The 20253-nt window shown below is 53.0% G+C and carries 20 protein-coding genes and 2 pseudogenes; 11 read left to right on the forward strand and 11 right to left on the reverse strand.

What is annotated here, in order from left to right; genetic code table 11:
- Positions 1-38 precede the first annotated feature (38 nt).
- Positions 39-365 (forward strand): hypothetical protein, encoded by a 327-nt coding sequence (locus NA624_RS22410; RefSeq protein WP_077905316.1) that lies wholly within the window; start codon positions 39-41, stop codon positions 363-365.
- On the opposite strand, the pseudogene NA624_RS22415 reads toward NA624_RS22410, so the two are convergent.
- Positions 351-709 (reverse strand): annotated as a pseudogene (locus NA624_RS22415) (cytoplasmic protein). The gene NA624_RS22410 and the pseudogene NA624_RS22415 sit on opposite strands and share 15 nt — an antisense overlap.
- A gap of 380 nt (positions 710-1089) precedes the next feature.
- Here NA624_RS22415 and NA624_RS22420 point away from each other — a divergent pair.
- Positions 1090-2118: a type III secretion system effector arginine glycosyltransferase SseK1 gene (locus tag NA624_RS22420; RefSeq protein ID WP_000400598.1), complete on the forward strand. Its 1029-nt coding sequence runs from the start codon at positions 1090-1092 to the stop codon at positions 2116-2118.
- Between the two features lie 366 nt (positions 2119-2484).
- Positions 2485-2627, forward strand: a pseudogene (locus NA624_RS22425) (hypothetical protein); the annotation flags it as partial.
- A gap of 153 nt (positions 2628-2780) precedes the next feature.
- Here NA624_RS22425 and thiH read toward each other — a convergent pair.
- The 7 genes from thiH to rsd all read right to left on the reverse strand — a co-directional run bounded on the left by thiH (position 2781) and on the right by rsd (position 8997).
- On the reverse strand, positions 2781-3914 hold the full coding sequence (thiH, locus tag NA624_RS22430; protein WP_000847570.1) for a 2-iminoacetate synthase ThiH: 1134 nt from the start codon (positions 3912-3914) through the stop codon (positions 2781-2783).
- The gene (gene thiG / locus NA624_RS22435) at positions 3911-4681 is read right to left on the reverse strand and encodes a thiazole synthase (protein WP_000944126.1); all 771 of its coding nucleotides are present in this window, start codon (positions 4679-4681) and stop codon (positions 3911-3913) included. Before thiG ends, thiH begins: the two co-directional genes overlap by 4 nt.
- 1 nt (position 4682) lies before the next feature.
- Positions 4683-4883 carry a sulfur carrier protein ThiS gene (gene thiS / locus NA624_RS22440; protein ID WP_001166828.1) on the reverse strand — a complete coding sequence of 67 codons (201 nt, stop codon included), beginning with the start codon at positions 4881-4883 and terminating at the stop codon, positions 4683-4685.
- Positions 4864-5622 carry a HesA/MoeB/ThiF family protein gene (locus tag NA624_RS22445; RefSeq protein WP_000999766.1) on the reverse strand — a complete coding sequence of 253 codons (759 nt, stop codon included), beginning with the start codon at positions 5620-5622 and terminating at the stop codon, positions 4864-4866. Before NA624_RS22445 ends, thiS begins: the two co-directional genes overlap by 20 nt.
- Complete coding sequence (gene thiE, locus NA624_RS22450; RefSeq protein ID WP_000284625.1) at positions 5615-6250, reverse strand: thiamine phosphate synthase; 636 nt, start codon at positions 6248-6250, stop codon at positions 5615-5617. The genes NA624_RS22445 and thiE overlap by 8 nt, the downstream gene beginning before the upstream one ends.
- Entirely contained in the window at positions 6250-8145 is a 1896-nt protein-coding gene (thiC, locus tag NA624_RS22455) for a phosphomethylpyrimidine synthase ThiC (protein ID WP_000108434.1), read from the reverse strand. Before thiC ends, thiE begins: the two co-directional genes overlap by 1 nt.
- Positions 8146-8508: 363 nt before the next feature.
- A complete protein-coding gene (rsd, locus tag NA624_RS22460; RefSeq protein WP_000934317.1) occupies positions 8509-8997 on the reverse strand; it encodes a sigma D regulator in 489 nt (162 codons plus the stop codon).
- 92 nt (positions 8998-9089) lie between these two features.
- Between rsd and nudC the strand changes: the two genes are divergently transcribed.
- From nudC to NA624_RS22490, 6 genes are all read left to right on the forward strand, one after another.
- A complete protein-coding gene (nudC, locus tag NA624_RS22465; protein ID WP_000373959.1) occupies positions 9090-9863 on the forward strand; it encodes an NAD(+) diphosphatase in 774 nt (257 codons plus the stop codon).
- A 40-nt stretch (positions 9864-9903) separates the two neighbouring features.
- Positions 9904-10968, forward strand: a complete 1065-nt coding sequence (hemE, locus tag NA624_RS22470) for a uroporphyrinogen decarboxylase (RefSeq protein ID WP_000137620.1) — start codon at positions 9904-9906, stop codon at positions 10966-10968.
- A 9-nt stretch (positions 10969-10977) separates the two neighbouring features.
- Positions 10978-11649, forward strand: coding sequence for a deoxyribonuclease V (gene nfi / locus NA624_RS22475; RefSeq protein WP_000362362.1), 672 nt, complete (start codon positions 10978-10980; stop codon positions 11647-11649).
- 41 nt (positions 11650-11690) lie between these two features.
- Positions 11691-12281 (forward strand): YjaG family protein, encoded by a 591-nt coding sequence (locus NA624_RS22480; protein ID WP_000940094.1) that lies wholly within the window; start codon positions 11691-11693, stop codon positions 12279-12281.
- A 186-nt stretch (positions 12282-12467) separates the two neighbouring features.
- A complete protein-coding gene (gene hupA, locus NA624_RS22485; protein ID WP_001044509.1) occupies positions 12468-12740 on the forward strand; it encodes a nucleoid-associated protein HU-alpha in 273 nt (90 codons plus the stop codon).
- An 11-nt stretch (positions 12741-12751) separates the two neighbouring features.
- The gene (locus tag NA624_RS22490; protein WP_001083932.1) at positions 12752-13444 is read left to right on the forward strand and encodes a DUF1481 domain-containing protein; all 693 of its coding nucleotides are present in this window, start codon (positions 12752-12754) and stop codon (positions 13442-13444) included.
- A gap of 41 nt (positions 13445-13485) precedes the next feature.
- Here the strand turns inward: NA624_RS22490 and zraP are convergent, their stop codons facing one another.
- Positions 13486-13941 carry a zinc resistance sensor/chaperone ZraP gene (gene zraP, locus NA624_RS22495; protein WP_000828129.1) on the reverse strand — a complete coding sequence of 152 codons (456 nt, stop codon included), beginning with the start codon at positions 13939-13941 and terminating at the stop codon, positions 13486-13488.
- Between the two features lie 253 nt (positions 13942-14194).
- Here zraP and zraS point away from each other — a divergent pair, with 253 nt between their 5' ends.
- Both zraS and zraR read left to right on the forward strand, forming a co-directional pair.
- Positions 14195-15592 carry a two-component system sensor histidine kinase ZraS gene (gene zraS, locus NA624_RS22500; RefSeq protein WP_001550243.1) on the forward strand — a complete coding sequence of 466 codons (1398 nt, stop codon included), beginning with the start codon at positions 14195-14197 and terminating at the stop codon, positions 15590-15592.
- Positions 15593-15597: 5 nt separating this feature from the next.
- Positions 15598-16923, forward strand: coding sequence for a sigma-54-dependent response regulator transcription factor ZraR (zraR, locus tag NA624_RS22505; RefSeq protein WP_000617940.1), 1326 nt, complete (start codon positions 15598-15600; stop codon positions 16921-16923).
- On the opposite strand, the gene purD is transcribed toward zraR, so the two are convergent.
- Both purD and purH read right to left on the reverse strand, forming a co-directional pair.
- Positions 16920-18209: a phosphoribosylamine--glycine ligase gene (purD, locus tag NA624_RS22510; protein WP_000866780.1), complete on the reverse strand. Its 1290-nt coding sequence runs from the start codon at positions 18207-18209 to the stop codon at positions 16920-16922. The two genes, zraR and purD, sit on opposite strands and share 4 nt — an antisense overlap.
- Before the next feature lie 15 nt (positions 18210-18224).
- Positions 18225-19814 carry a bifunctional phosphoribosylaminoimidazolecarboxamide formyltransferase/IMP cyclohydrolase gene (gene purH, locus NA624_RS22515; RefSeq protein WP_001187520.1) on the reverse strand — a complete coding sequence of 530 codons (1590 nt, stop codon included), beginning with the start codon at positions 19812-19814 and terminating at the stop codon, positions 18225-18227.
- Positions 19815-20253: the final 439 nt, after the last annotated feature.

Genomic DNA, 20253 nt, shown 5'->3' on the forward strand with positions numbered 1-20253 from the left:
TTAAATGGTGGAGGGGTATTTATCCCTCCACCAGCTTCATGCTGGATACCGAATCCCGGGTCGCTTGTCTACAAGGAAAGAAAATGCCAGCGATTATTTCATTAATCTATTTAATGTTTAGTCTTTTGGTATTTACAAAAAAGATAACCATTTCAAACGTTCTGTCCGCTTTTTTATTGTTTCTATCGTTATATATACTTCACCATAAATCATTACTTATATTTATTTATTGTCTTATTATTATTGTCGCCACCGTTATTCTTCATCGAGTCAAAATCAGCGCAGATAAAAAAGCCGTATTTTATTTTTCAATGCCATGCTGGCTCTTGATTTTATCTGTAATTATAAATTTAATGAATAAATAAATTATTTTTTATGACTCTTGTTTCTCGTATTATTGGTGAAAACTCACTATCACTGGTTATATGAATAAATTGTCCAGTTTTTGCATTATATTTTGCCATCGCGCAGGGAAGACTATTACCGCCGTTAGCCATAACAAATTTTGCTTTTGTATTACGATAAAGATTGACGCCAGGAATGGGGTCCTGACCGAATGTATAAGGCGTTGGGACACTTACATTATGTTTGTTTGAGAACCACTTCGCTAAAATCTCGTCAACGCCATCAACTGGCGTAATAAAAGTAGAGAATCCACAATACTCAAAATTGAATTTTTTACCATTGGGTTTGTTTTTTTCTGTAACATTAAATCCAAATGTGACTTTAAATTTATCCCATAAATCTAAGTTATTAAAGTCTATTGGCTCGCCATTATAAAATGCCTGCTGTTCATACATTAAATGATAAACCTGTTTTATTGGTTGTTTACGCGGGGAATTTTAAATCATTAAATGAAGCATTTAATTCCATTAAGGTCTTTGTTTGCCCTTATTACAGGAATTATAAATATGATGCCATTTCTGGAATAAAAATAAAGTTAACAAGTTATTTATTTAATTGCTCACTAGTAGGATATTTATGTATCCACCGGTTAATGCTTAGTTTAGCATCTTTTAGCTGACAGCGATTGCAACGCTAAAAAACATGTGCTAATAATCATCATGTAAAATATGTAATGAAGTAAGCATGGAGCATTTAATTGTTATGATTCCACCATTAAATAGATATGTTCCCGCGCTTTCAAAAAATGAATTGGTTAAAACTGTTACCAACAGGGACATTCAGTTTACAAGTTTTAATGGAAAAGATTATCCCTTGTGCTTTTTAGATGAGAAAACCCCTCTTCTTTTCCAGTGGTTTGAGCGGAATCCTGCTCGCTTTGGGAAAAATGATATACCTATAATTAACACAGAGAAAAACCCCTACCTTAACAATATCATTAAAGCAGCAACAATTGAAAAAGAACGTCTTATAGGTATTTTTGTAGATGGTGATTTTTTTCCGGGACAAAAGGATGCTTTTTCAAAACTTGAGTATGACTATGAAAACATAAAAATCATATATAGAAATGATATTGACTTTAGCATGTACGATAAAAAATTATCAGAAATTTATATGGAAAATATTTCTAAGCAAGAGTCCATGCCAGAAGAAAAAAGGGATTATCATTTACTGCAGCTATTGAAGAAAGAATTGAGTGATATTCAAGAGGGTAATGATTCATTAATTAAATCTTACTTACTGGATAAAGGCCATGGATGGTTTGATTTTTACAGGAATATGGCTATGTTAAAGGCTGGTCAGTTATTTTTGGAGGCGGATAAGGTTGGGCGTTATGATTTATCAACAAATAGTGGGTGTATATATCTCGATGCTGATATGATTATCACGGAAAAACTGGGGGGTATATATATTCCGGATGGAATCGCTGTTCATGTAGAAAGGATAGATGGCCGTGCTTCTATGGAAAACGGGATAATAGCTGTTGATCGCAATAACCACCCGGCTTTACTTGCTGGATTGGAAATAATGCATACTAAATTTGATGCTGATCCCTATTCTGATGGTGTATGTAATGGAATTAGAAAACATTTTAATTATTCTTTAAATGAAAATTATAATTCTTTTTGCGATTTTATTGAGTTTAAGCATGATAACATTATAATGAATACCAGTCAGTTTACGCAAAGTTCATGGGCGAGGCATGTGTCGTAGTGGAAATGGCAATAATCATGCTATTGAATACATAAAATATTGGCATAAACTATCAAGTTTCGGCGAAAAAATATTTGATGCTCAGTTTTCTCTACTACAACGCCACTTTAAAATCGCAGTGCTGTTCAGAACGGAGATATACGGCATTCCTTGTGAAATATGGGAGTAAGAAGAGCTTAAATAATTTAATTGGTTATTAAATAACAATTTTATTTATACAGATATCTGTCAGATTACATCTGGCTTAAATTTTCCTCAGCCCAGATGCGTTTTCCATCAAGTAACGTTCCCATCGGCGTTCGGCCGCAACACATTTTTCCCTGATGGGTTCGCCCCCTGATTCCCGTTGTTCTGGGGCATCATTTTATGGACAAAAACGATCAGCAGACACGGTTGGAAGAGGGCCGCCAGAGAAATTACAGTCAGGAACGCTGCCCAAAAACTTCAAGTTCACCGCTATTTCGATAATCCAGTGGCCAGCCCTCGGTCGTCAATTACTGATGAAGGGGAGAAGGCTGGGCAAAAATGAGGAAGGGATACTTTGCCCTGGTCAGCTTCCGTTGCTGACGATGACAAAATAAAAAAACGGGAGGTCGATAACAATCTCCCGTTTTTCACATTACGTACTCGCTTGTGAAATACTAATGCGTTTACATACGGGTTCACCGCATTTGCGAAGTGCGCCCCAGCCAACTGTCCCAGTCTTTCCACACGGGCTGTAACCCTTGCGCGCTTAACGCGCTTGCTACGGTTTCAGGCCGACGGGCATCGTGGGGAGAAAACTGCTCAAGTTCCGGATGATCGTCAGCATACCCACCGGGCTGGGTTTTCGAGAAGGCGCTAACGTTGTTGATTGCCAGAGGAATCACATGGTCTCGAAACCACGGCGATTCGCGGGTGGAGAGTGATAATTCAATTTCCGGCGCCAATAACCGGAAAGCGCAAATCGTTTGCACCAGTTGCTTTTCATCCATCACAGATGCGGGTTCCACACCGCCAGTACACGGACGCAGACGCGGGAAGGAAACAGAATAGCGACTCTGCCAGTAGTGTTTCTGCATCCACAACAGATGCTCCGCCACCATATAGCAATCCACCCGCCAGTTGTCCGACAGACCAATTAGCGCGCCAAGACCGATTTTGTCGATACCTGCCCGGCCTAACCGATCCGGCGTTTCCAGCCGCCAGAAAAAGTCCTGTTTCTTTCCCTTCAGGTGATGCTGTGCATAGATTGCCTCATGGTAAGTTTCCTGATAAACCATCACGCCATCGATCCCCAGCGTTTTGAGCTCCGCATAGTTTTCTTGCGACAAGGGCTGGACTTCCATCTGTAATGATGAAAATTGACGGCGGATAGCCGGTAAATGACGACGAAAATAGTCCATGCCTACTTTGGCCTGATGTTCGCCAGTCACCAGCAACAGATGCTCAAAGCCCAGTTTACGGATAGCATCGCACTCCCTTTGAATATCCACCTCATCCAGCGTTTTACGCTTAATGCGGTTGCTCATCGAGAAACCGCAGTAGGTACAGTCGTTGGCGCACAGGTTCGAGAGATAAAGCGGCACATAGAAACTGACGGTGTTGCCAAAGCGCTGGCGGGTAAGTTTTTGCGCGCGCTGCGCCATCGGTTCCAGATAATCGGCGGCGGCGGGGGAGAGCAGCACCATCAAATCGTCCCGGCTAAGATGCGCTGCGTTCAGCGCGCGCTCCACGTCGGCGGCGGTTTTACCGTTGATACGCAGGCGAATATCGTCCCACTCCAGTTGCCGCCATCGGTCGGTGAAGGTTTTCATGCTAACGCCTCCAGAAACCCGGTGAGCGGGCTGGTGGCGCTGGCCTGCGAACTTTTGCTTCCTGGCACAGCCTGGCGCGCCAGTACTCCCGCTTCTACAGCCAGGCGGAAAGCGGTTGCCATCATCACCGGGTCATCCGCCACGGCAATTGCGGTGTTGACCAGTACCGCATCTGCGCCCATTTCCAGCGCCTGCGTCGCGTGGCTGGGGACGCCGATCCCGGCGTCGACCACCACCGGTACGGTGGACTGCTGGATAATAATCTCCAGCATCGCTTTGGTTTCCAGCCCCTGATTCGAACCGATAGGCGCGCCAAGCGGCATCACCGCCGCGCAGCCGACCTCTTCCAGCCGCTTGCACAACACCGGATCCGCGCCGCAGTAGGGCAGCACCACAAAACCCTGCTTCACCAGCGCCTCGGCGGCTTTTAGCGTTTCAATCGGGTCCGGCAATAGCCAGCGGGCGTCCGGGTGGATTTCTAATTTCAGCCAGTGGGTACCCAGCGCTTCACGCGCCAGTTGGGCGGCGAAAATCGCCTCTTCGGCAGTTTTCGCCCCTGAAGTATTGGGCAGCAGCGTGACGCCCGCTTCAATGAGCGGCATGAGGATAGCGTCGTTGTGCTGACGTAAATCCACGCGCTTCATCGCCAGCGTCACCAACTGGCTGCCGGAGGCGCGAATCGCCTCGACCATCAGCTGCGACGAAGCAAATTTTCCGGTGCCGGTGAACAGATGTGAATTAAACGTTTTGTCGGCAATACGTAACATCTCAACCTCCTGCTATAACGTGAAAAAGCAGGATCTGGTCGCCTTCCTGCACGATATGTTGCCGCCATTGCTCGCGTGGCAGGATCTGCTGATTGAGCGCCAGCGCCGCGCCCGGTTTAAGCTGATTAAGCGCAGCAAGCAGCTCATTGACGGTTTGCCCTGCGGCGCACTGCATCGGTTCATCATTGAACTGAATCTGCATGTTGCCCTCCGCAGACCGGACAGCCGCTGGCACGACGCAGCGCCAGGCTGCGCCACTGGCTGGTTTTACCGTCAAACAGGCGTAGCTCGCCACTCGGCGTTTCCATTCCGCTGAGTAATTTGATTGCCTCCAGCGCCTGCAAAGTGCCCATCACGCCAACAACCGGTCCGACGATACCGGCGGTACGGCAGTTGCGTTCAGGCTCGACATCGTCCGGCCACAGGCAGCGGTAACAGCCTTGTTCCCACGGTGGTGTGAGGACCATTAGCTGGCCGCCAAAGCCGACGGCGCTGGCGGAAATTAACGGAGTGTTGAGCGCCACGCAGGCGGCGTTAATTTCCTGGCGCGTGGCCATGTTGTCGGTACAGTCGAGCACTACGTCGGCACGCGCGACCGCATGTCGGAGCGCCTCGCCTTGCAGCCGCTGTTGGAGCGACACCAGTTCGATATCCGGGTTGAGCCGTGTCAGGCGCTGCCGGGCAACCTGAGATTTTGAACCTGCGATATCATCGGTGGTAAATAGAATCTGGCGCTGCAAATTGCTCAGATGAATGTCGTCATCGTCTACCAGCGTCAGTTTGCCGATGCCTGCTCCCGTCAGATACAGCGCGGCGGGTGAACCCAACCCGCCTAAACCCACGATCAGGACATGACTCGCGAGCAACTTTTGCTGGCCTTCAATGGCGATATCGCCGAGCAGGATTTGCCGGCTGTAGCGCATAAAGTCACGGTCATTCATCGCCGACTCCTGCGATTGCAAGTAACTGTTGCGTAGCGGCGCGCCAGTCGGCGGCCTGGGTGATGGCGCTGACCACGGCAATACTGCCGACGCCGGTCGCCAGCACCGCCGGAGCGCGTTCAAGGCTGATGCCGCCAATCGCCACGGTGGGGTAATCCGCCAGACGTTCAATATGCCGCGCCAACTGCGCCAGCCCCTGCGGGGCGGAAGGCATCTGCTTGGTTTGCGTCGGGAAGACGTGGCCGAGTGCGATATAAGAAGGCTTAGCGGCGAGCGCGATGTCTATCTCCATATCATCGTGAGTGGATACGCCCAGGCGTAGCCCCGCCGCCTGAATCGCCTCCAGGTCGGTGGTTTCAAGGTCTTCCTGGCCCAGATGCACGCCGTAAGCGCGGTGCTTAATTGCCAGACGCCAGTAATCGTTGATGAACAGCCGGGCGTCATAACGACGCCCCAGTGCGATGGCGGCGATAATGTCCGCTTCCACCTCTTCATCGCGTTTATCTTTGATACGCAACTGGATCGTGCGCACGCCCGCCTCCAGTAGACGCTCAATCCATGCCACGCTGTCCACCACCGGGTAAAGTCCGAGACGGAACGGCACGGTCGGGAAATCAGGCTGGTACATCAGGCCTCCTCCCGCTTGAGATAAATTTCGCCGCCTTTGGCGCGGAAGTTTTCCGACATATCCGCCATGCCGACTTCAATGGCTTGTGCGGCGGCGTAATCACGAACTTCCTGGCTGATTTTCATTGAGCAGAATTTCGGCCCGCACATCGAGCAAAAGTGCGCCACTTTGCCGGACTCTTGCGGCAGGGTTTCATCGTGCCAGGCGCGGGCGGTGAACGGGTCGAGCGCGAGGTTAAACTGGTCTTCCCAGCGGAATTCAAAGCGCGCTTTCGACATCGCGTTATCGCGAATCTGCGCGCCCGGATGCCCTTTGGCTAAGTCAGCGGCGTGGGCGGCGATCTTGTAGGTGATCAGCCCCTGCTTCACATCTTCTTTGTTTGGCAGGCCGAGATGCTCTTTCGGCGTGACGTAACACAGCATCGCACAGCCGAACCAGCCGATCATCGCCGCGCCAATGCCGGAGGTGAAGTGGTCATAGCCCGGCGCGATATCGGTAGTCAGCGGCCCTAAGGTGTAGAACGGCGCTTCATGGCAGTGCTCCAGCTCTTCGGTCATGTTGCGCTGAATCATATGCATCGGCACGTGGCCCGGGCCTTCAATCATCACCTGCACGTCGTATTCCCAGGCGATTTTGGTCAGCTCGCCCAGCGTATGCAGCTCGGAGAACTGCGCTTCGTCGTTGGCGTCCTGAATCGATCCCGGTCGCAGGCCGTCGCCCAGCGACAGGGAAACGTCGTAGGCGGCGCAGATTTCACAAATCTCGCGGAAATGTTCGAACAGGAAGTTCTCTTTGTGATGCGAGAGGCACCACTTCGCCATGATTGAACCGCCGCGCGAGACAATGCCGGTCAGGCGCTTGGCGGTCATCGGCACGTAACGCAGCAGCACGCCCGCGTGAATAGTGAAATAGTCGACGCCCTGTTCGGCCTGCTCCAGCAGCGTGTCGCGGAAGGCTTCCCAGGTAAGATCCTCGGCGATCCCGTTGACCTTTTCCAGCGCCTGGTAGATCGGCACCGTGCCGATTGGTACTGGGCTATTACGCAGGATCCACTCACGGGTTTCGTGAATATAGCGCCCGGTGGAAAGGTCCATTACCGTATCCGCCCCCCAGCGCGTCGCCCACACCAGTTTTTCCACCTCTTCTTCGATAGAGGAGGTCACCGCCGAGTTGCCGATATTGGCGTTGACCTTCACCAGGAAGTTGCGGCCAATAATCATCGGCTCCGATTCCGGGTGGTTGATGTTAGCGGGGATGATGGCGCGTCCGGCGGCGACTTCATCGCGCACGAATTCCGGGGTGATGTTCTCCGGCAGGCGCGCGCCGAAGCTTTCTCCGGGATGCTGGTGGCGCAGTACTTCACTGCGAATGCGCTCGCGGCCCATGTTTTCACGGATGGCGATGAACTCCATTTCGGGAGTGACGATCCCCTGGCGGGCATAATGAAGTTGCGTCACGCAGTGTCCGGCTTTGGCGCGTTTTGGCGTTAACAGACCGGTAAAGCGTAATGCGTCAAGTCCTTCATCTGTCAGGCGTTCGCGGGTATAGGCAGAACTGCGTTCAGAAAGCGTTTCTACATCAGCCCGTGCTTCAATCCACGGCTGGCGTAGTTTCGCCAGCCCCTGCTGGACGTTAATCGCCACATCAGGATCACCGTATGGGCCGGAGGTGTCATATACCGGAATCGCTTCATTTTCTTCATACTGCGGATGGTCTTTCGTTCCGCTGATCAATGTCGGGCTAAGTTGAATTTCGCGCATCGGTACGCGAATATCATGCTGCGAACCGGTCACGTAGATGCGTTTCGAGTTGGGAAATGCGGTGCCTTCCAGCGTATCGATAAAATGCTGGGCTTTAGCGCGCTGCTCGCGGCGGGTTAACGTTGTTGTAGACATAGCTCATTCCAAAAAATTAAGGACGTGGCTTGTCAGACGACGGATGGAGTAATGGATGTGCGCCGCCCGTAAAGGCAGCAGCATAAAGCAGAATTACTCTTGTTCCCTTCGCAGGTATTAACCTGATCAGGTTCCGCGGATCCCGAATTAACGGTCTCAGCCTTTTCCACTTCATCCTTCGCGCTGCCTCTTCTTTGGCTTCGTCCGCTCACTCCAGTCACTTACCTATGTAAGCTCCTGGAGATTCACCGACTTGCCGCCTTGACGCATCACGAACGCTTTTGTGGAAAATTAGCACTCCGACAAGATAACCGCCCCTCCGAAGAGGGGGCTGAAGTAAACTACCCGTTACTCGCGCAGAACTCAAGCGGGACGTTTGACTCTGGCGCCGTCGTGCATCGCGTCAAACACCAGCATAATCAGCTTGTCTTCCAGCACAAAGCGGGCTTCCAGCGCTTCGCCGATATCTGACAGAGCTTGTTGAAATTCGAGACAATTATCGTGATCGATGGCAGTTTCCAGGCTGGTGTCGTAATAATCCATAATGCGCTGCGTATTATCTTCCAGCAGCGGCCAGATTTTTGCCGCATGTAAAAGCTGACCGTTTCCTTCCAATTTATGGAGAATACGTTCATAAATACTGAAGTGCCCGGCGGAAAGGTAATCGACCAGGCTCTGACAAAAATTATCCAGCGCTTTTTCATTCAGCCGCATGTACGATTCTTTGCCAGGCTTAATGCCAACCAGGTTGTAGTAAGCCACGAGCAGGTGCTTACGTACATCCAGCCAGCGATCGACCAGTTTGTTGCTTCCGCCAACGCGCTCCGTCAGGTTTTCCAGCTGGTTTAGCATGATTGTCTCCGCAAGTTAGATAAAGGCTGCTCGCCATGAATGTAAAAATAATGTTAACAACATGCCAGTGAAGCAAAGGTAGTGCAAGAGCTATGGATCGTATAATTGAAAAATTAGAGAGTGGCTGGTGGATCGTCAGCCATGAACAAAAATTATGGTTGCCGTATGGGGAATTACCACACGGGCTGGCAGCAAATTTCGATCTTGTGGGGCAGCGCGCACTCCGGATAGGTGAATGGCAAGGCGAGCCCGTCTGGCTGGTGTTACAACATCGACGCCATGATATGGGCTCGGTTCGCCAGGTTATCGATCAGGATGCCGGGTTGTTCCAACTGGCGGGACGTGGCGTACAGTTGGCGGAGTTTTACCGATCGCATAAATTTTGCGGCTATTGCGGGCACCCTATGCACCCGAGTAAAACCGAATGGGCGATGCTGTGCAGCCATTGCCGCGAGCGTTACTACCCGCAAATCGCCCCCTGCATTATTGTTGCCATTCGCCGTGAGGATTCTATTCTACTTGCCCGGCATGTTCGCCACCGCAACGGCGTGCATACGGTACTGGCCGGGTTTGTTGAAGTCGGCGAAACCTTAGAACAGGCGGTCGCGCGAGAGGTAATGGAGGAGAGCGGCATTAAGGTGAAAAATCTGCGCTATGTGACTTCCCAGCCGTGGCCTTTCCCGCAGTCGCTGATGACCGCTTTCATGGCGGAGTACGACAGCGGCGATATCGTCATCGACCCGAAAGAGCTGTTGGAAGCAAATTGGTACCGTTATGACGATCTGCCGCTACTGCCGCCGCCGGGCACCGTCGCGCGCCGTTTGATCGAAGATACGGTGGCAATGTGTCGGGCTGAATATGATTGACATGTTACACTGGGCGCATCAACGCTAAAGGAATGTAAAAATGACCGAACTCAAAAACGATCGTTATCTACGTGCGCTGCTGCGCCAGCCCGTTGATGTTACGCCAGTGTGGATGATGCGCCAGGCGGGCCGTTATCTACCGGAGTACAAAGCCACTCGCGCTCAGGCGGGCGATTTTATGTCGCTGTGCAAAAATGCCGAACTGGCCTGCGAGGTCACTTTACAGCCGCTGCGCCGTTATCCGCTTGATGCGGCGATCCTTTTCTCGGATATCCTGACGATTCCGGACGCGATGGGCCTGGGGCTCTATTTTGAAGCCGGGGAAGGCCCGCGCTTTACGGCTCCTGTCACCTGCAAAGCCGATGTCGATAAGCTGCCCATTCCCGATCCGGAAGATGAACTGGGTTATGTGATGAATGCAGTGCGTACGATTCGCCGCGAACTAAAAGGCGAGGTTCCGCTGATCGGCTTCTCCGGTAGCCCGTGGACGCTGGCGACTTACATGGTGGAAGGCGGCAGTAGCAAAGCCTTCACGGTGATTAAAAAGATGATGTACGCTGACCCGCAGGCGTTGCATCTGCTGCTGGATAAGTTGGCGAAAAGCGTCACGCTGTACCTCAACGCGCAAATCAAAGCGGGCGCGCAGTCGGTGATGATTTTCGACACTTGGGGCGGCGTGCTGACTGGCCGCGATTACCAGCAGTTCTCCCTCTACTACATGCATAAAATCGTCGATGGCCTGCTGCGTGAAAACGACGGTCGCCGCGTGCCGGTAACGCTGTTCACTAAAGGTGGCGGTCAGTGGCTGGAGGCGATGGCGGAAACCGGCTGCGACGCGCTGGGTCTCGACTGGACGACAGATATCGCCGATGCGCGCCGTCGCGTTGGCCATAAAGTGGCGTTGCAGGGCAATATGGACCCCTCGATGCTGTATGCGCCGCCGGCACGGATCGAAGACGAGGTAGCGACTATACTTGCTGGTTTCGGTCAGGGAGAAGGGCACGTCTTTAACCTTGGACATGGCATCCATCAGGATGTGCCGCCAGAACATGCTGGCGCATTTGTGGAGGCAGTGCACCGACTTTCTGCGCAGTATCACAGCTAAGGAGTTAGTATGGATCTCGCGTCGCTACGCGCTCAACAGATAGAACTTGCTTCATCGGTTTGCCGCGAAGATCGGTTGGACAAAGATCCGCCAGCGTTTATCGGCGGGGCGGACGTCGGTTTTGAGCAGGGCGGCGAGGTGACGCGGGCGGCGATGGTATTGCTGAAATATCCGTCGCTTGAACTGGTAGAGTACAAGGTGGCGCGTATTGCCACCACTATGCCGTATATCCCCGGCTTTCTCTCTTTTCGTGAATATCCTGCGCTGCTGGCGGCGTGGGAACAGCTCTCGCAAAAGCCCGATTTGCTGTTTGTGGACGGTCACGGTATTTCGCATCCGCGTCGGCTTGGCGTCGCCAGTCATTTTGGACTGTTGGTGGACGTGCCAACCATCGGTGTAGCGAAAAAACGGCTATGCGGTAAATTTGAACCACTTTCCACCGAACCTGGCGCACTTAGCCCCTTAATGGATAAAGGCGAGCAACTGGCGTGGGTATGGCGCAGCAAGGCGCGCTGTAATCCGCTGTTTATCGCGACGGGGCACCGGGTCAGTACTGACAGCGCGCTGGCGTGGGTACAGCGTTGTATGAAAGGGTATCGCCTGCCGGAGCCGACGCGCTGGGCGGATGCCGTCGCTTCCGGGCGTCCGGCGTTTATTCGTTGGCAAGAAATTCAGCGCTGATTCAGGTAAACTGCCGCTAATTTCCGATTCGAGATTCCATCATGTTACAAAACCCGATTCATTTGCGTCTGGAGCGGCTGGAAAGCTGGCAGCACGTTACCTTTATGGCCTGCTTGTGCGAGCGCATGTACCCGAACTACGCCATGTTTTGCAAGCAGACGGGATTCGGCGACGGACAGATCTACCGTCGCATTCTGGATCTGATCTGGGAAACCCTGACGGTGAAAGATGCAAAGGTCAATTTCGATAGCCAACTGGAGAAGTTTGAAGAGGCAATTCCGGCAGCCGACGACTATGATCTGTACGGCGTTTATCCGGCGATTGATGCCTGTGTCGCATTAAGCGAATTAATGCATTCTCGTCTTAGCGGCGAAACGCTGGAACACGCTATTGAGGTTAGTAAGACTTCTATTACTACGGTGGCGATGTTGGAAATGACTCAGGCTGGTCGGGAAATGACCGATGAGGAGCTCAAAACGAACCCTGCCGTTGAACAGGAATGGGATATTCAGTGGGAAATATTCCGACTTTTAGCCGACTGCGAAGAACGCGATATTGAACTGATAAAAGGGCTCAGGGCAGACCTGCGCGAGGCTGGTGAGAGCAATATCGGTATAAATTTTCAGCAATGACACCAGAAAACGTGATTTAACGTCTGATTTGTCGTGCCATAAGGCTTCCCTTATGCCCCCCGTCTGGTCTACATTTGGGAGGCGAAAAAAAGTGGCTATCGGTGCGTGTATGCAGGAGAGTGCTTTTCTGGCATTTCCGTCGCACTCGATGCTTAGCAAGCGATAAACACATTGTAAGGATAACTTATGAACAAGACTCAACTGATTGATGTAATTGCAGACAAAGCAGAACTGTCCAAAACCCAGGCTAAAGCTGCTCTGGAATCCACTCTGGCTGCTATTACTGAGTCTCTGAAAGAAGGCGATGCTGTACAACTGGTTGGTTTCGGTACCTTCAAAGTGAACCACCGTGCTGAGCGCACTGGCCGTAACCCACAGACCGGTAAAGAAATCAAAATCGCCGCCGCTAACGTACCGGCGTTTGTTTCTGGTAAAGCGCTGAAAGACGCAGTTAAGTAAGACGCGTAGCTGTGAACAGTTTTATCGAAGGGGCTCGTCAGCCCCTTTTGTCTGTCTGGCGTCGCGCGTTTCTGTTTTCTGGCGCGCTGTTGCTGACTGCCTGCAGTCATAACGCTTCACCGCCTCCGTTTACTGCCAGCGGCTTTGCCGGCGATCACGGCGCGGTGCGTATCTGGCGTAAAGATACGAACGATGAAGTCCATCTGCTTTCTGTTTTTAGCCCGTGGCATAGCGGCAGCACGACGACCAGCGAATATCGTTGGCAGGGTGATACGCTTTCGCTTATTGAACTCAATATTTACAGCAAACCGCCAGAACATATTCGCGCGCGTTTCGACGCTCATGGCGAACTCAGTTTTATGCAGCGTGAAGTTGGGGGGCAGAAGCAGCAGCTTTCCAACGATCAGATTGCCTTGTATCGCTATCGCGCCGAACAAATCCGTCAGACCAGCGACGCCTTGCGCCTGGGGCGGGTCATACTACGCCAGGGACGCTGGCACGCCGACCATACGGTAACCACCTGTGAAGGTGAAACGCTGAAACCGGATCTGGATTCCTGGGCAATAAGCCACATTGAGCGCCGCCAGAACCGCTCATCGGTAGAGGTGAGCGTAGCATGGCTGGAGGCGCCGGAAGGATCGCAACTTTTGCTGGTGGCGAATTCAGATTTCTGTCACTGGCAGCCGCAAGCGAAAACCTTTTGATGGAATACCGAATGGCGAAGCCGCCATTCGGCAAACATGCTTTACCAGTTTCCCATACCCATATGACCGCCGCCGCGATGATAACCGCCGCCATAGCCGCCGCAACCGCCATAGCCCATTCCTGCGCCGCGTGGTATGCCAGCCTGCGCCATCGCGACATCCCGTTTCACGCGTTGCTCATCTAACTTCTGGCCTAATGACTCCATCTCTTTGGCAACCGCATTAATTTTCGCAGTATCCGGCGAACTGGCGGTCAGTAGCGCGTTATATTCATAACGTTTGGATATCAGTTGCTGGCGCAGCGCGCTGGTCTGCGTATAGTAATCATCATAAATCTTCTGCGCCGTCGCCTGCTGTTCCGTGGTCAACGGGCTACCTCCCTGTTGCCACATACCGTCATTGTTGCCCCAGTGATGTCCGGCGAAGGCGGCGCCGGAGCTCAGGGCCAAAAGAGAGAGGGCGATTAGCGCGATAGCTGATTTATTGTTCCGTTTCATTTTGCGTTCTCCTGTTGCTCATCTTATCCTCTCTCTTGCATCTTCCGTGCCAGGTAACTATTCCTTGTCGGGCAGCGAGTTAACCCGCTTCAGGCGGCAAAAAGCGAGTAAAAATGACTCGCATGACCCGCCTGGCGAGTCATTTTTACCCACCCGTATCCGAAAGGGTGTGCGACAACGCGCGGTTATGCGGAGCGCAGAATGGCATGATCTCTGCTTAAGTAAGGAAAATAAAAACGAGCCGGGGAAGCCTGTGAGTTTTATACGATTACATAAAGATGCCGCTGCAACGTGGTTGAGTCGGCTGTTACCTGCGGCGATCTTCATTCTGGTGGGGCTATTTTCCATTATGGTCATTCGCGACTATGGCCGTGAGAGCGCTGCCGCCAGGCAGACGCTGCTGGAAAAGGGAAATGTACTCATTCGCGCTCTGGAGTCCGGCACGCGAGTAGGTATGGGAATGCGGATGCATCACGCGCAGCAGCAGACATTGCTGGAAGAGATGGCGGGTCAGCCAGGCGTGTTGTGGTTCGCCGTAACGGATGCGCAGGGGGTAATCATCACTCATAGCAACCCTGGCATGGTGGGCAAATCGCTCTATTCCCCATCTGAAATGCATCAACTAAACCCCGGGCCGCAGGAGCGTTGGCGGCGTGTCGACGTTGCTGCTAACGGCGAGACGGTGCCTGCGCTGGAAATTTACCGTCAGTTCCAGCCGCTTTTCGGTATGAGAGGTCACGGTATGAGGGGGCACGGCATGGCGCGTAGCGCCAATGATGACGAACCAGCGAAACAAACTATTTTTATTGCCTTTGACGCCAGCGAGCTGGCCGCGACACAGGCAAGGGAGTGGCGTAATACGCTGATTGTTTTGTCTGCGTTAGCGGCGGTGCTGTTGGCAACGTTACTGGCGTTTTTTTGGCATCAGCGTTATCAGCGCTCGCACAGAGAACTGCTTGATGCAATGAAGCGTAAAGAAAAGCTGGTGGCGATGGGGCATCTGGCGGCGGGCGTCGCGCACGAAATTCGTAACCCGCTCTCGTCCATCAAAGGGCTGGCGAAATACTTTGCCGAGCGCACGCCAGCCGGCGGCGAGTCGCATGAACTGGCGCAGGTGATGGCCAAAGAGGCCGACCGTTTGAACCGGGTGGTAAGCGAATTGCTCGAACTGGTAAAGCCCGCGCATCTGACGCTCCAGACGGTTAACCTCAATGATATTATTACTCACTCCCTGAATCTGGTCAGCCAGGATGCCCAAAGCAGAGAGATTCAGTTGAGATTCACGGCGAATGAGACGCTTAAGCGTATTCAGGCTGACCCGGACAGGCTGACTCAGGTGCTGTTGAATTTGTACCTGAACGCTATTCATGCGATTGGCCGCCAGGGAACGATTACCGTAGAGGCAAAAGACAGTGGGACCGACCGCGTTATCATCACTGTTACCGATAGCGGGAAAGGGATCGCCCCGGATCAGTTGGAGGCGATTTTTACACCTTATTTTACGACCAAAGCTGACGGGACAGGCCTGGGGCTGGCGGTGGTGCAAAATATCATCGAACAGCATGGCGGCGCGATTAAGGTGAAAAGTATTGAGGGTAAAGGCGCGGTCTTTACTATCTGGTTGCCAGTGATAGCGAGACAACAGGATTAACAAGGGTGATACGCGGAAAAATCGATATTCTGGTTGTGGATGATGATGTAAGCCACTGCACGATTTTACAGGCTCTGCTTCGGGGTTGGGGCTATAACGTCGCTCTGGCCTACAGTGGGCATGATGCGTTGGCTCAGGTGCGTGAGAAAGTCTTTGATCTGGTACTGTGCGATGTGCGTATGGCGGAGATGGACGGTATCGCCACGCTGAAGGAGATTAAAGCGCTCAACCCCGCCATTCCGATTTTGATTATGACGGCATTCTCCAGCGTGGAAACGGCGGTAGAGGCGTTGAAAGCCGGCGCGCTCGACTATTTAATTAAACCGCTGGATTTTGACCGTCTGCAGGAGACGCTGGAAAAGGCGTTGGCGCATACGCGGGAAACGGGCGCTGAATTGCCATCGGCGTCGGCTGCGCAGTTTGGCATGATTGGCAGCAGTCCGGCGATGCAACATTTACTGAATGAAATCGCGATGGTCGCACCATCAGACGCCACGGTATTGATTCACGGAGACTCCGGCACGGGTAAAGAGCTGGTGGCGCGGGCGCTACACGCCTGTAGCGCCAGGAGCGATAGACCGCTGGTCACGCTCAACTGCGCCGCGCTTAATGAATCGCTGCTGGAGTCTGAGCTGTTCGGACACGAAAAAGGCGCGTTTACCGGCGCGGATAAACGTCGGGAGGGACGCTTTGTCGAAGCTGACGGCGGGACATTGTTTCTTGATGAAATCGGCGATATCTCGCCGTTAATGCAGGTACGTTTGCTGCGGGCGATTCAGGAGCGCGAAGTGCAACGCGTGGGAAGTAACCAGACGATATCTGTGGATGTTCGGTTAATTGCCGCTACCCACCGCGATCTGGCGGAAGAGGTGAGTGCCGGTCGCTTTCGCCAGGATCTCTATTACCGCCTGAATGTGGTGGCGATTGAAATGCCTTCTTTGCGCCAGCGTCGGGAAGATATTCCGCTACTGGCAGACCATTTTCTGCGGCGTTTTGCCGAACGTAACCGCAAAGCGGTGAAGGGGTTTACGCCGCAGGCGATGGATCTGCTGATCCACTACGACTGGCCGGGCAATATCCGTGAGCTGGAAAACGCTATCGAGCGGGCGGTGGTGTTGCTAACGGGAGAATACATTTCTGAACGCGAATTGCCTCTCGCTATTGCCGCGACGCCGATAAAAACGGAATACAGTGGTGAGATCCAACCGTTGGTCGATGTGGAAAAAGAGATCATTCTGGCGGCGCTGGAAAAAACGGGCGGCAACAAAACGGAAGCCGCCCGCCAATTGGGCATTACGCGCAAAACGCTGCTGGCTAAACTCAGCCGTTAGTTTTGCTCACGCTCGATGGCGCGCCAGCCGATGTCGTTACGGCTGAAGCTGCCGTCCCAGCGGATGTCGGTCATCAGGGCGTAAGCGCGTTTCTGCGCCTCAGCCACGGTGTGACCCAGCGCGGTGGCGCACAGGACGCGTCCGCCGCTGGTTAGCACACGGTCGTCATCGGCAAGTTTGGTTCCAGCATGGAAGACCTTACCGTCAGCCACTTCTTCCAGCGGCAGACCGTGGATCTCGTCGCCGGTGTTGTAGCTGCCCGGATAACCGCCCGCAGCGATCACCACGCCTAATGAAGCGCGCTCGTCCCACTCGGAAGTTTTCTCATCCAGCTTGCCGTCACAGGCGGCGAGGCAAAGATCCACCAGATCCGACTTCATGCGCAGCATGATCGGCTGGGTTTCCGGATCGCCGAAGCGGCAGTTGAACTCGATAACTTTCGGGTTGCCCTGCTTGTCGATCATCAGACCCGCATACAGGAAGCCGGTGTACGTGTTACCTTCCGCCGCCATGCCTTTCACGGTTGGCCAGATGATGCGTTCCATGGTGCGCTGATGCACTTCATCAGTTACCACCGGCGCCGGTGAGTAGGCCCCCATACCGCCGGTGTTCGGGCCGGTATCGCCGTTGCCTACGCGTTTGTGGTCCTGACTGGTAGCCATCGGCAGCACGTGTTCGCCGTCGACCATCACGATAAAGCTCGCTTCTTCGCCGTCGAGGAACTCTTCAATCACGATGCGGTGGCCTGCATCGCCAAAGGCGTTACCTGCCAGCATGTCCTGCACGGCGGCTTCGGCTTCTTCGAGCGTCATCGCCACGATAACGCCTTTACCCGCAGCCAGACCATCGGCCTTGATGACGATCGGCGCGCCTTTCTCGCGCAGATACGCCAGGGCAGGCTCAATTTCGGTGAAATTCTGGTATTCCGCCGTCGGGATCTGGTGACGGGCGAGGAAATCTTTGGTGAACGCTTTGGAGCCTTCCAGTTGGGCGGCCCCTTCGGTTGGGCCAAAGATCTTCAGACCCGCCGCGCGGAACGCATCGACCACGCCGATCACCAGCGGCGCTTCCGGGCCGACGATGGTCAGATCAATCTTCTCGTTCTGGGCAAAGCTCAACAGCGCCGGAATATCTGTGACGCCGATAGCCACGTTCTGCAACGCGGGCTCCAGCGCGGTACCGGCGTTACCCGGTGCGACAAAAACGGTATCAACCAGCGGCGACTGTGCGGCTTTCCAGGCCAGCGCGTGTTCGCGACCGCCGTTACCAATGACTAAAACTTTCATCGTCTGCTCCCTGAATTAATGGCGGAAGTGGCGCATGTCGGTGAAGATCATCGCAATACCGTGTTCATCGGCAGCGGCAATGACTTCATCATCACGGATAGAACCGCCTGGCTGGATAACGCAGCTCACGCCGACAGCGGCGGCGGCATCAATACCATCGCGGAACGGGAAGAACGCGTCGGAAGCCATGGCTGAGCCTTTCACTTCCAGACCTTCATCAGCGGCTTTAATCCCGGCGATTTTGGCGGAGTACACGCGGCTCATCTGGCCTGCGCCTATACCGATGGTCATGTTCTCTTTGGCATACACAATAGCGTTGGACTTCACGAACTTGGCTACCTTCCAGCAGAACAGCGCGTCACGCAGCTCCTGCTCGGTCGGCTGGCGTTTGGACACCACGCGCAGTTCAGCTTCACTCACCATACCCAGATCCCTGTCCTGAACCAGCAGGCCACCGTTAACGCGTTTGAAATCCAGGCCCGGAACGCGGCTTGCCCATTGGCCGCAGGTCAGAACACGGACGTTCTGCTTGGCAGCGGTGATTTTCAGCGCTTCTTCGCTTGCGGATGGGGCGATGATCACTTCGACAAACTGACGAGAAATGATGGCCTGTGCGGTTTCCGCATCCAGCTCACGGTTAAAGGCGATAATGCCGCCGAACGCGGAGGTCGGGTCGGTTTTATAGGCGCGATCGTAAGCGTCGAGAATAGAGGTACTTACCGCCACGCCGCACGGGTTAGCGTGCTTGACGATTACGCAGGCTGGCTCGTTGAACTCTTTCACACACTCCAGCGCCGCGTCGGTATCAGCGATGTTGTTATAAGAGAGCGCTTTGCCCTGCACCTGTTGTGCGGTGGCAACGGACGCTTCTTTCACATTCTCTTCTATATAGAAGGCAGCTTGCTGGTGGCTGTTCTCGCCGTAGCGCATATCCTGCTTCTTAATGAAGTTCAGGTTCAGCGTACGCGGGAAGCGACCGGCGGCTTCTTTGCTTTCACCGTGGTAGGCCGGAACCATGCTGCCGAAGTAGTTAGCGATCATGCTGTCGTAGGCGGCGGTGTGTTCGAAGGCTTTAATCGCGAGATCGAAACGGGTGTCGAGGGTCAAAGAACCTTCGTTAGCGTCCATCTCTTTAATAATGGCGTCGTAGTCGCTGCTCTTCACCACGATGGCCACGTCTTTATGGTTCTTCGCGGCGGAGCGCACCATGGTCGGGCCGCCGATATCGATGTTCTCTACTGCATCTTCCAGCGAGCAACCAACGCGTGCAACGGTTTCGGCGAACGGATACAGGTTAACGACAACCATATCGATAGGGGCGATGTGGTGCTGTTCCATAATGGCATCGTCCTGGCCGCGACGGCCGAGGATGCCGCCGTGTACTTTTGGATGCAGGGTCTTTACGCGTCCATCCATCATTTCCGGGAAACCGGTGTAATCGGAAACTTCGGTCACCGGCAGGCCTTTTTCTGCTAACAGGCGGGCGGTGCCCCCCGTAGACAGCAGTTCCACACCGCGTGCGGAAAGAGCCTGGGCGAATTCGATGATACCGGCCTTGTCAGAAACACTGAGCAGAGCGCGGCGGACTGGACGACGTTGTTGCATGGTAAATCCCCTGGATTTGACGATTACAGAGAGCGTTAGCTGAATATTTGCGTAAAAACTCAGCTAACGCCCCTTATGGGGCATTCTCATTTTGCGGCGACATTGTAACGAAAACGTTTGCGCAACGCTCGCGAATTTTTCTTTTTAAATTCTGGCCCGGCTTTTATCCCTGAAAGATCGTTTGCAGAGTGAGAAGATCCAGGAAATGAACGCGCATTTTGTGGATAAGTCTGTGCGTAAATGGGTATAACCAGGGGTTTTGCTGGGGAATGCAGCAAACAGTCATTTTTCTGCAATTTTTCTATTGCGGTCAGCAGAGAACTCCCTATAATGCGCCTCCATCGACACGGCGGATGTGAATCACTTCACACAAACAGCCGGTCGGTTGAAGAGAAAAATCCTGAAATTCAGGGTTGACTCTGAAAGAGGAAAGCGTAAT

Origin of the sequence: Salmonella sp. NW38 (assembly GCF_051807745.1) — a bacterium.
Classification (GTDB): domain Bacteria; phylum Pseudomonadota; class Gammaproteobacteria; order Enterobacterales; family Enterobacteriaceae; genus Salmonella; species Salmonella enterica.

Excerpts from the sequence above, each read along its gene's own strand:
- NA624_RS22410 (WP_077905316.1), top strand. The coding sequence starts at position 39 with ATGCTGGATACCGAATCCCGGGTCGCTTGTCTACAAGGAAAGAAAATG.
- NA624_RS22420 (WP_000400598.1), top strand. The coding sequence starts at position 1,090 with ATGGAGCATTTAATTGTTATGATTCCACCATTAAATAGATATGTTCCC.
- thiH (WP_000847570.1), bottom strand. The coding sequence starts at position 3,914 with ATGAAAACCTTCACCGACCGATGGCGGCAACTGGAGTGGGACGATATT.
- thiG (WP_000944126.1), bottom strand. The coding sequence starts at position 4,681 with ATGTTACGTATTGCCGACAAAACGTTTAATTCACATCTGTTCACCGGC.
- thiS (WP_001166828.1), bottom strand. The coding sequence starts at position 4,883 with ATGCAGATTCAGTTCAATGATGAACCGATGCAGTGCGCCGCAGGGCAA.
- NA624_RS22445 (WP_000999766.1), bottom strand. The coding sequence starts at position 5,622 with ATGAATGACCGTGACTTTATGCGCTACAGCCGGCAAATCCTGCTCGGC.
- thiE (WP_000284625.1), bottom strand. The coding sequence starts at position 6,250 with ATGTACCAGCCTGATTTCCCGACCGTGCCGTTCCGTCTCGGACTTTAC.
- thiC (WP_000108434.1), bottom strand. The coding sequence starts at position 8,145 with ATGTCTACAACAACGTTAACCCGCCGCGAGCAGCGCGCTAAAGCCCAG.
- rsd (WP_000934317.1), bottom strand. The coding sequence starts at position 8,997 with ATGCTAAACCAGCTGGAAAACCTGACGGAGCGCGTTGGCGGAAGCAAC.
- nudC (WP_000373959.1), top strand. The coding sequence starts at position 9,090 with ATGGATCGTATAATTGAAAAATTAGAGAGTGGCTGGTGGATCGTCAGC.
- hemE (WP_000137620.1), top strand. The coding sequence starts at position 9,904 with ATGACCGAACTCAAAAACGATCGTTATCTACGTGCGCTGCTGCGCCAG.
- nfi (WP_000362362.1), top strand. The coding sequence starts at position 10,978 with ATGGATCTCGCGTCGCTACGCGCTCAACAGATAGAACTTGCTTCATCG.
- NA624_RS22480 (WP_000940094.1), top strand. The coding sequence starts at position 11,691 with ATGTTACAAAACCCGATTCATTTGCGTCTGGAGCGGCTGGAAAGCTGG.
- hupA (WP_001044509.1), top strand. The coding sequence starts at position 12,468 with ATGAACAAGACTCAACTGATTGATGTAATTGCAGACAAAGCAGAACTG.
- zraP (WP_000828129.1), bottom strand. The coding sequence starts at position 13,941 with ATGAAACGGAACAATAAATCAGCTATCGCGCTAATCGCCCTCTCTCTT.
- purD (WP_000866780.1), bottom strand. The coding sequence starts at position 18,209 with ATGAAAGTTTTAGTCATTGGTAACGGCGGTCGCGAACACGCGCTGGCC.
- purH (WP_001187520.1), bottom strand. The coding sequence starts at position 19,814 with ATGCAACAACGTCGTCCAGTCCGCCGCGCTCTGCTCAGTGTTTCTGAC.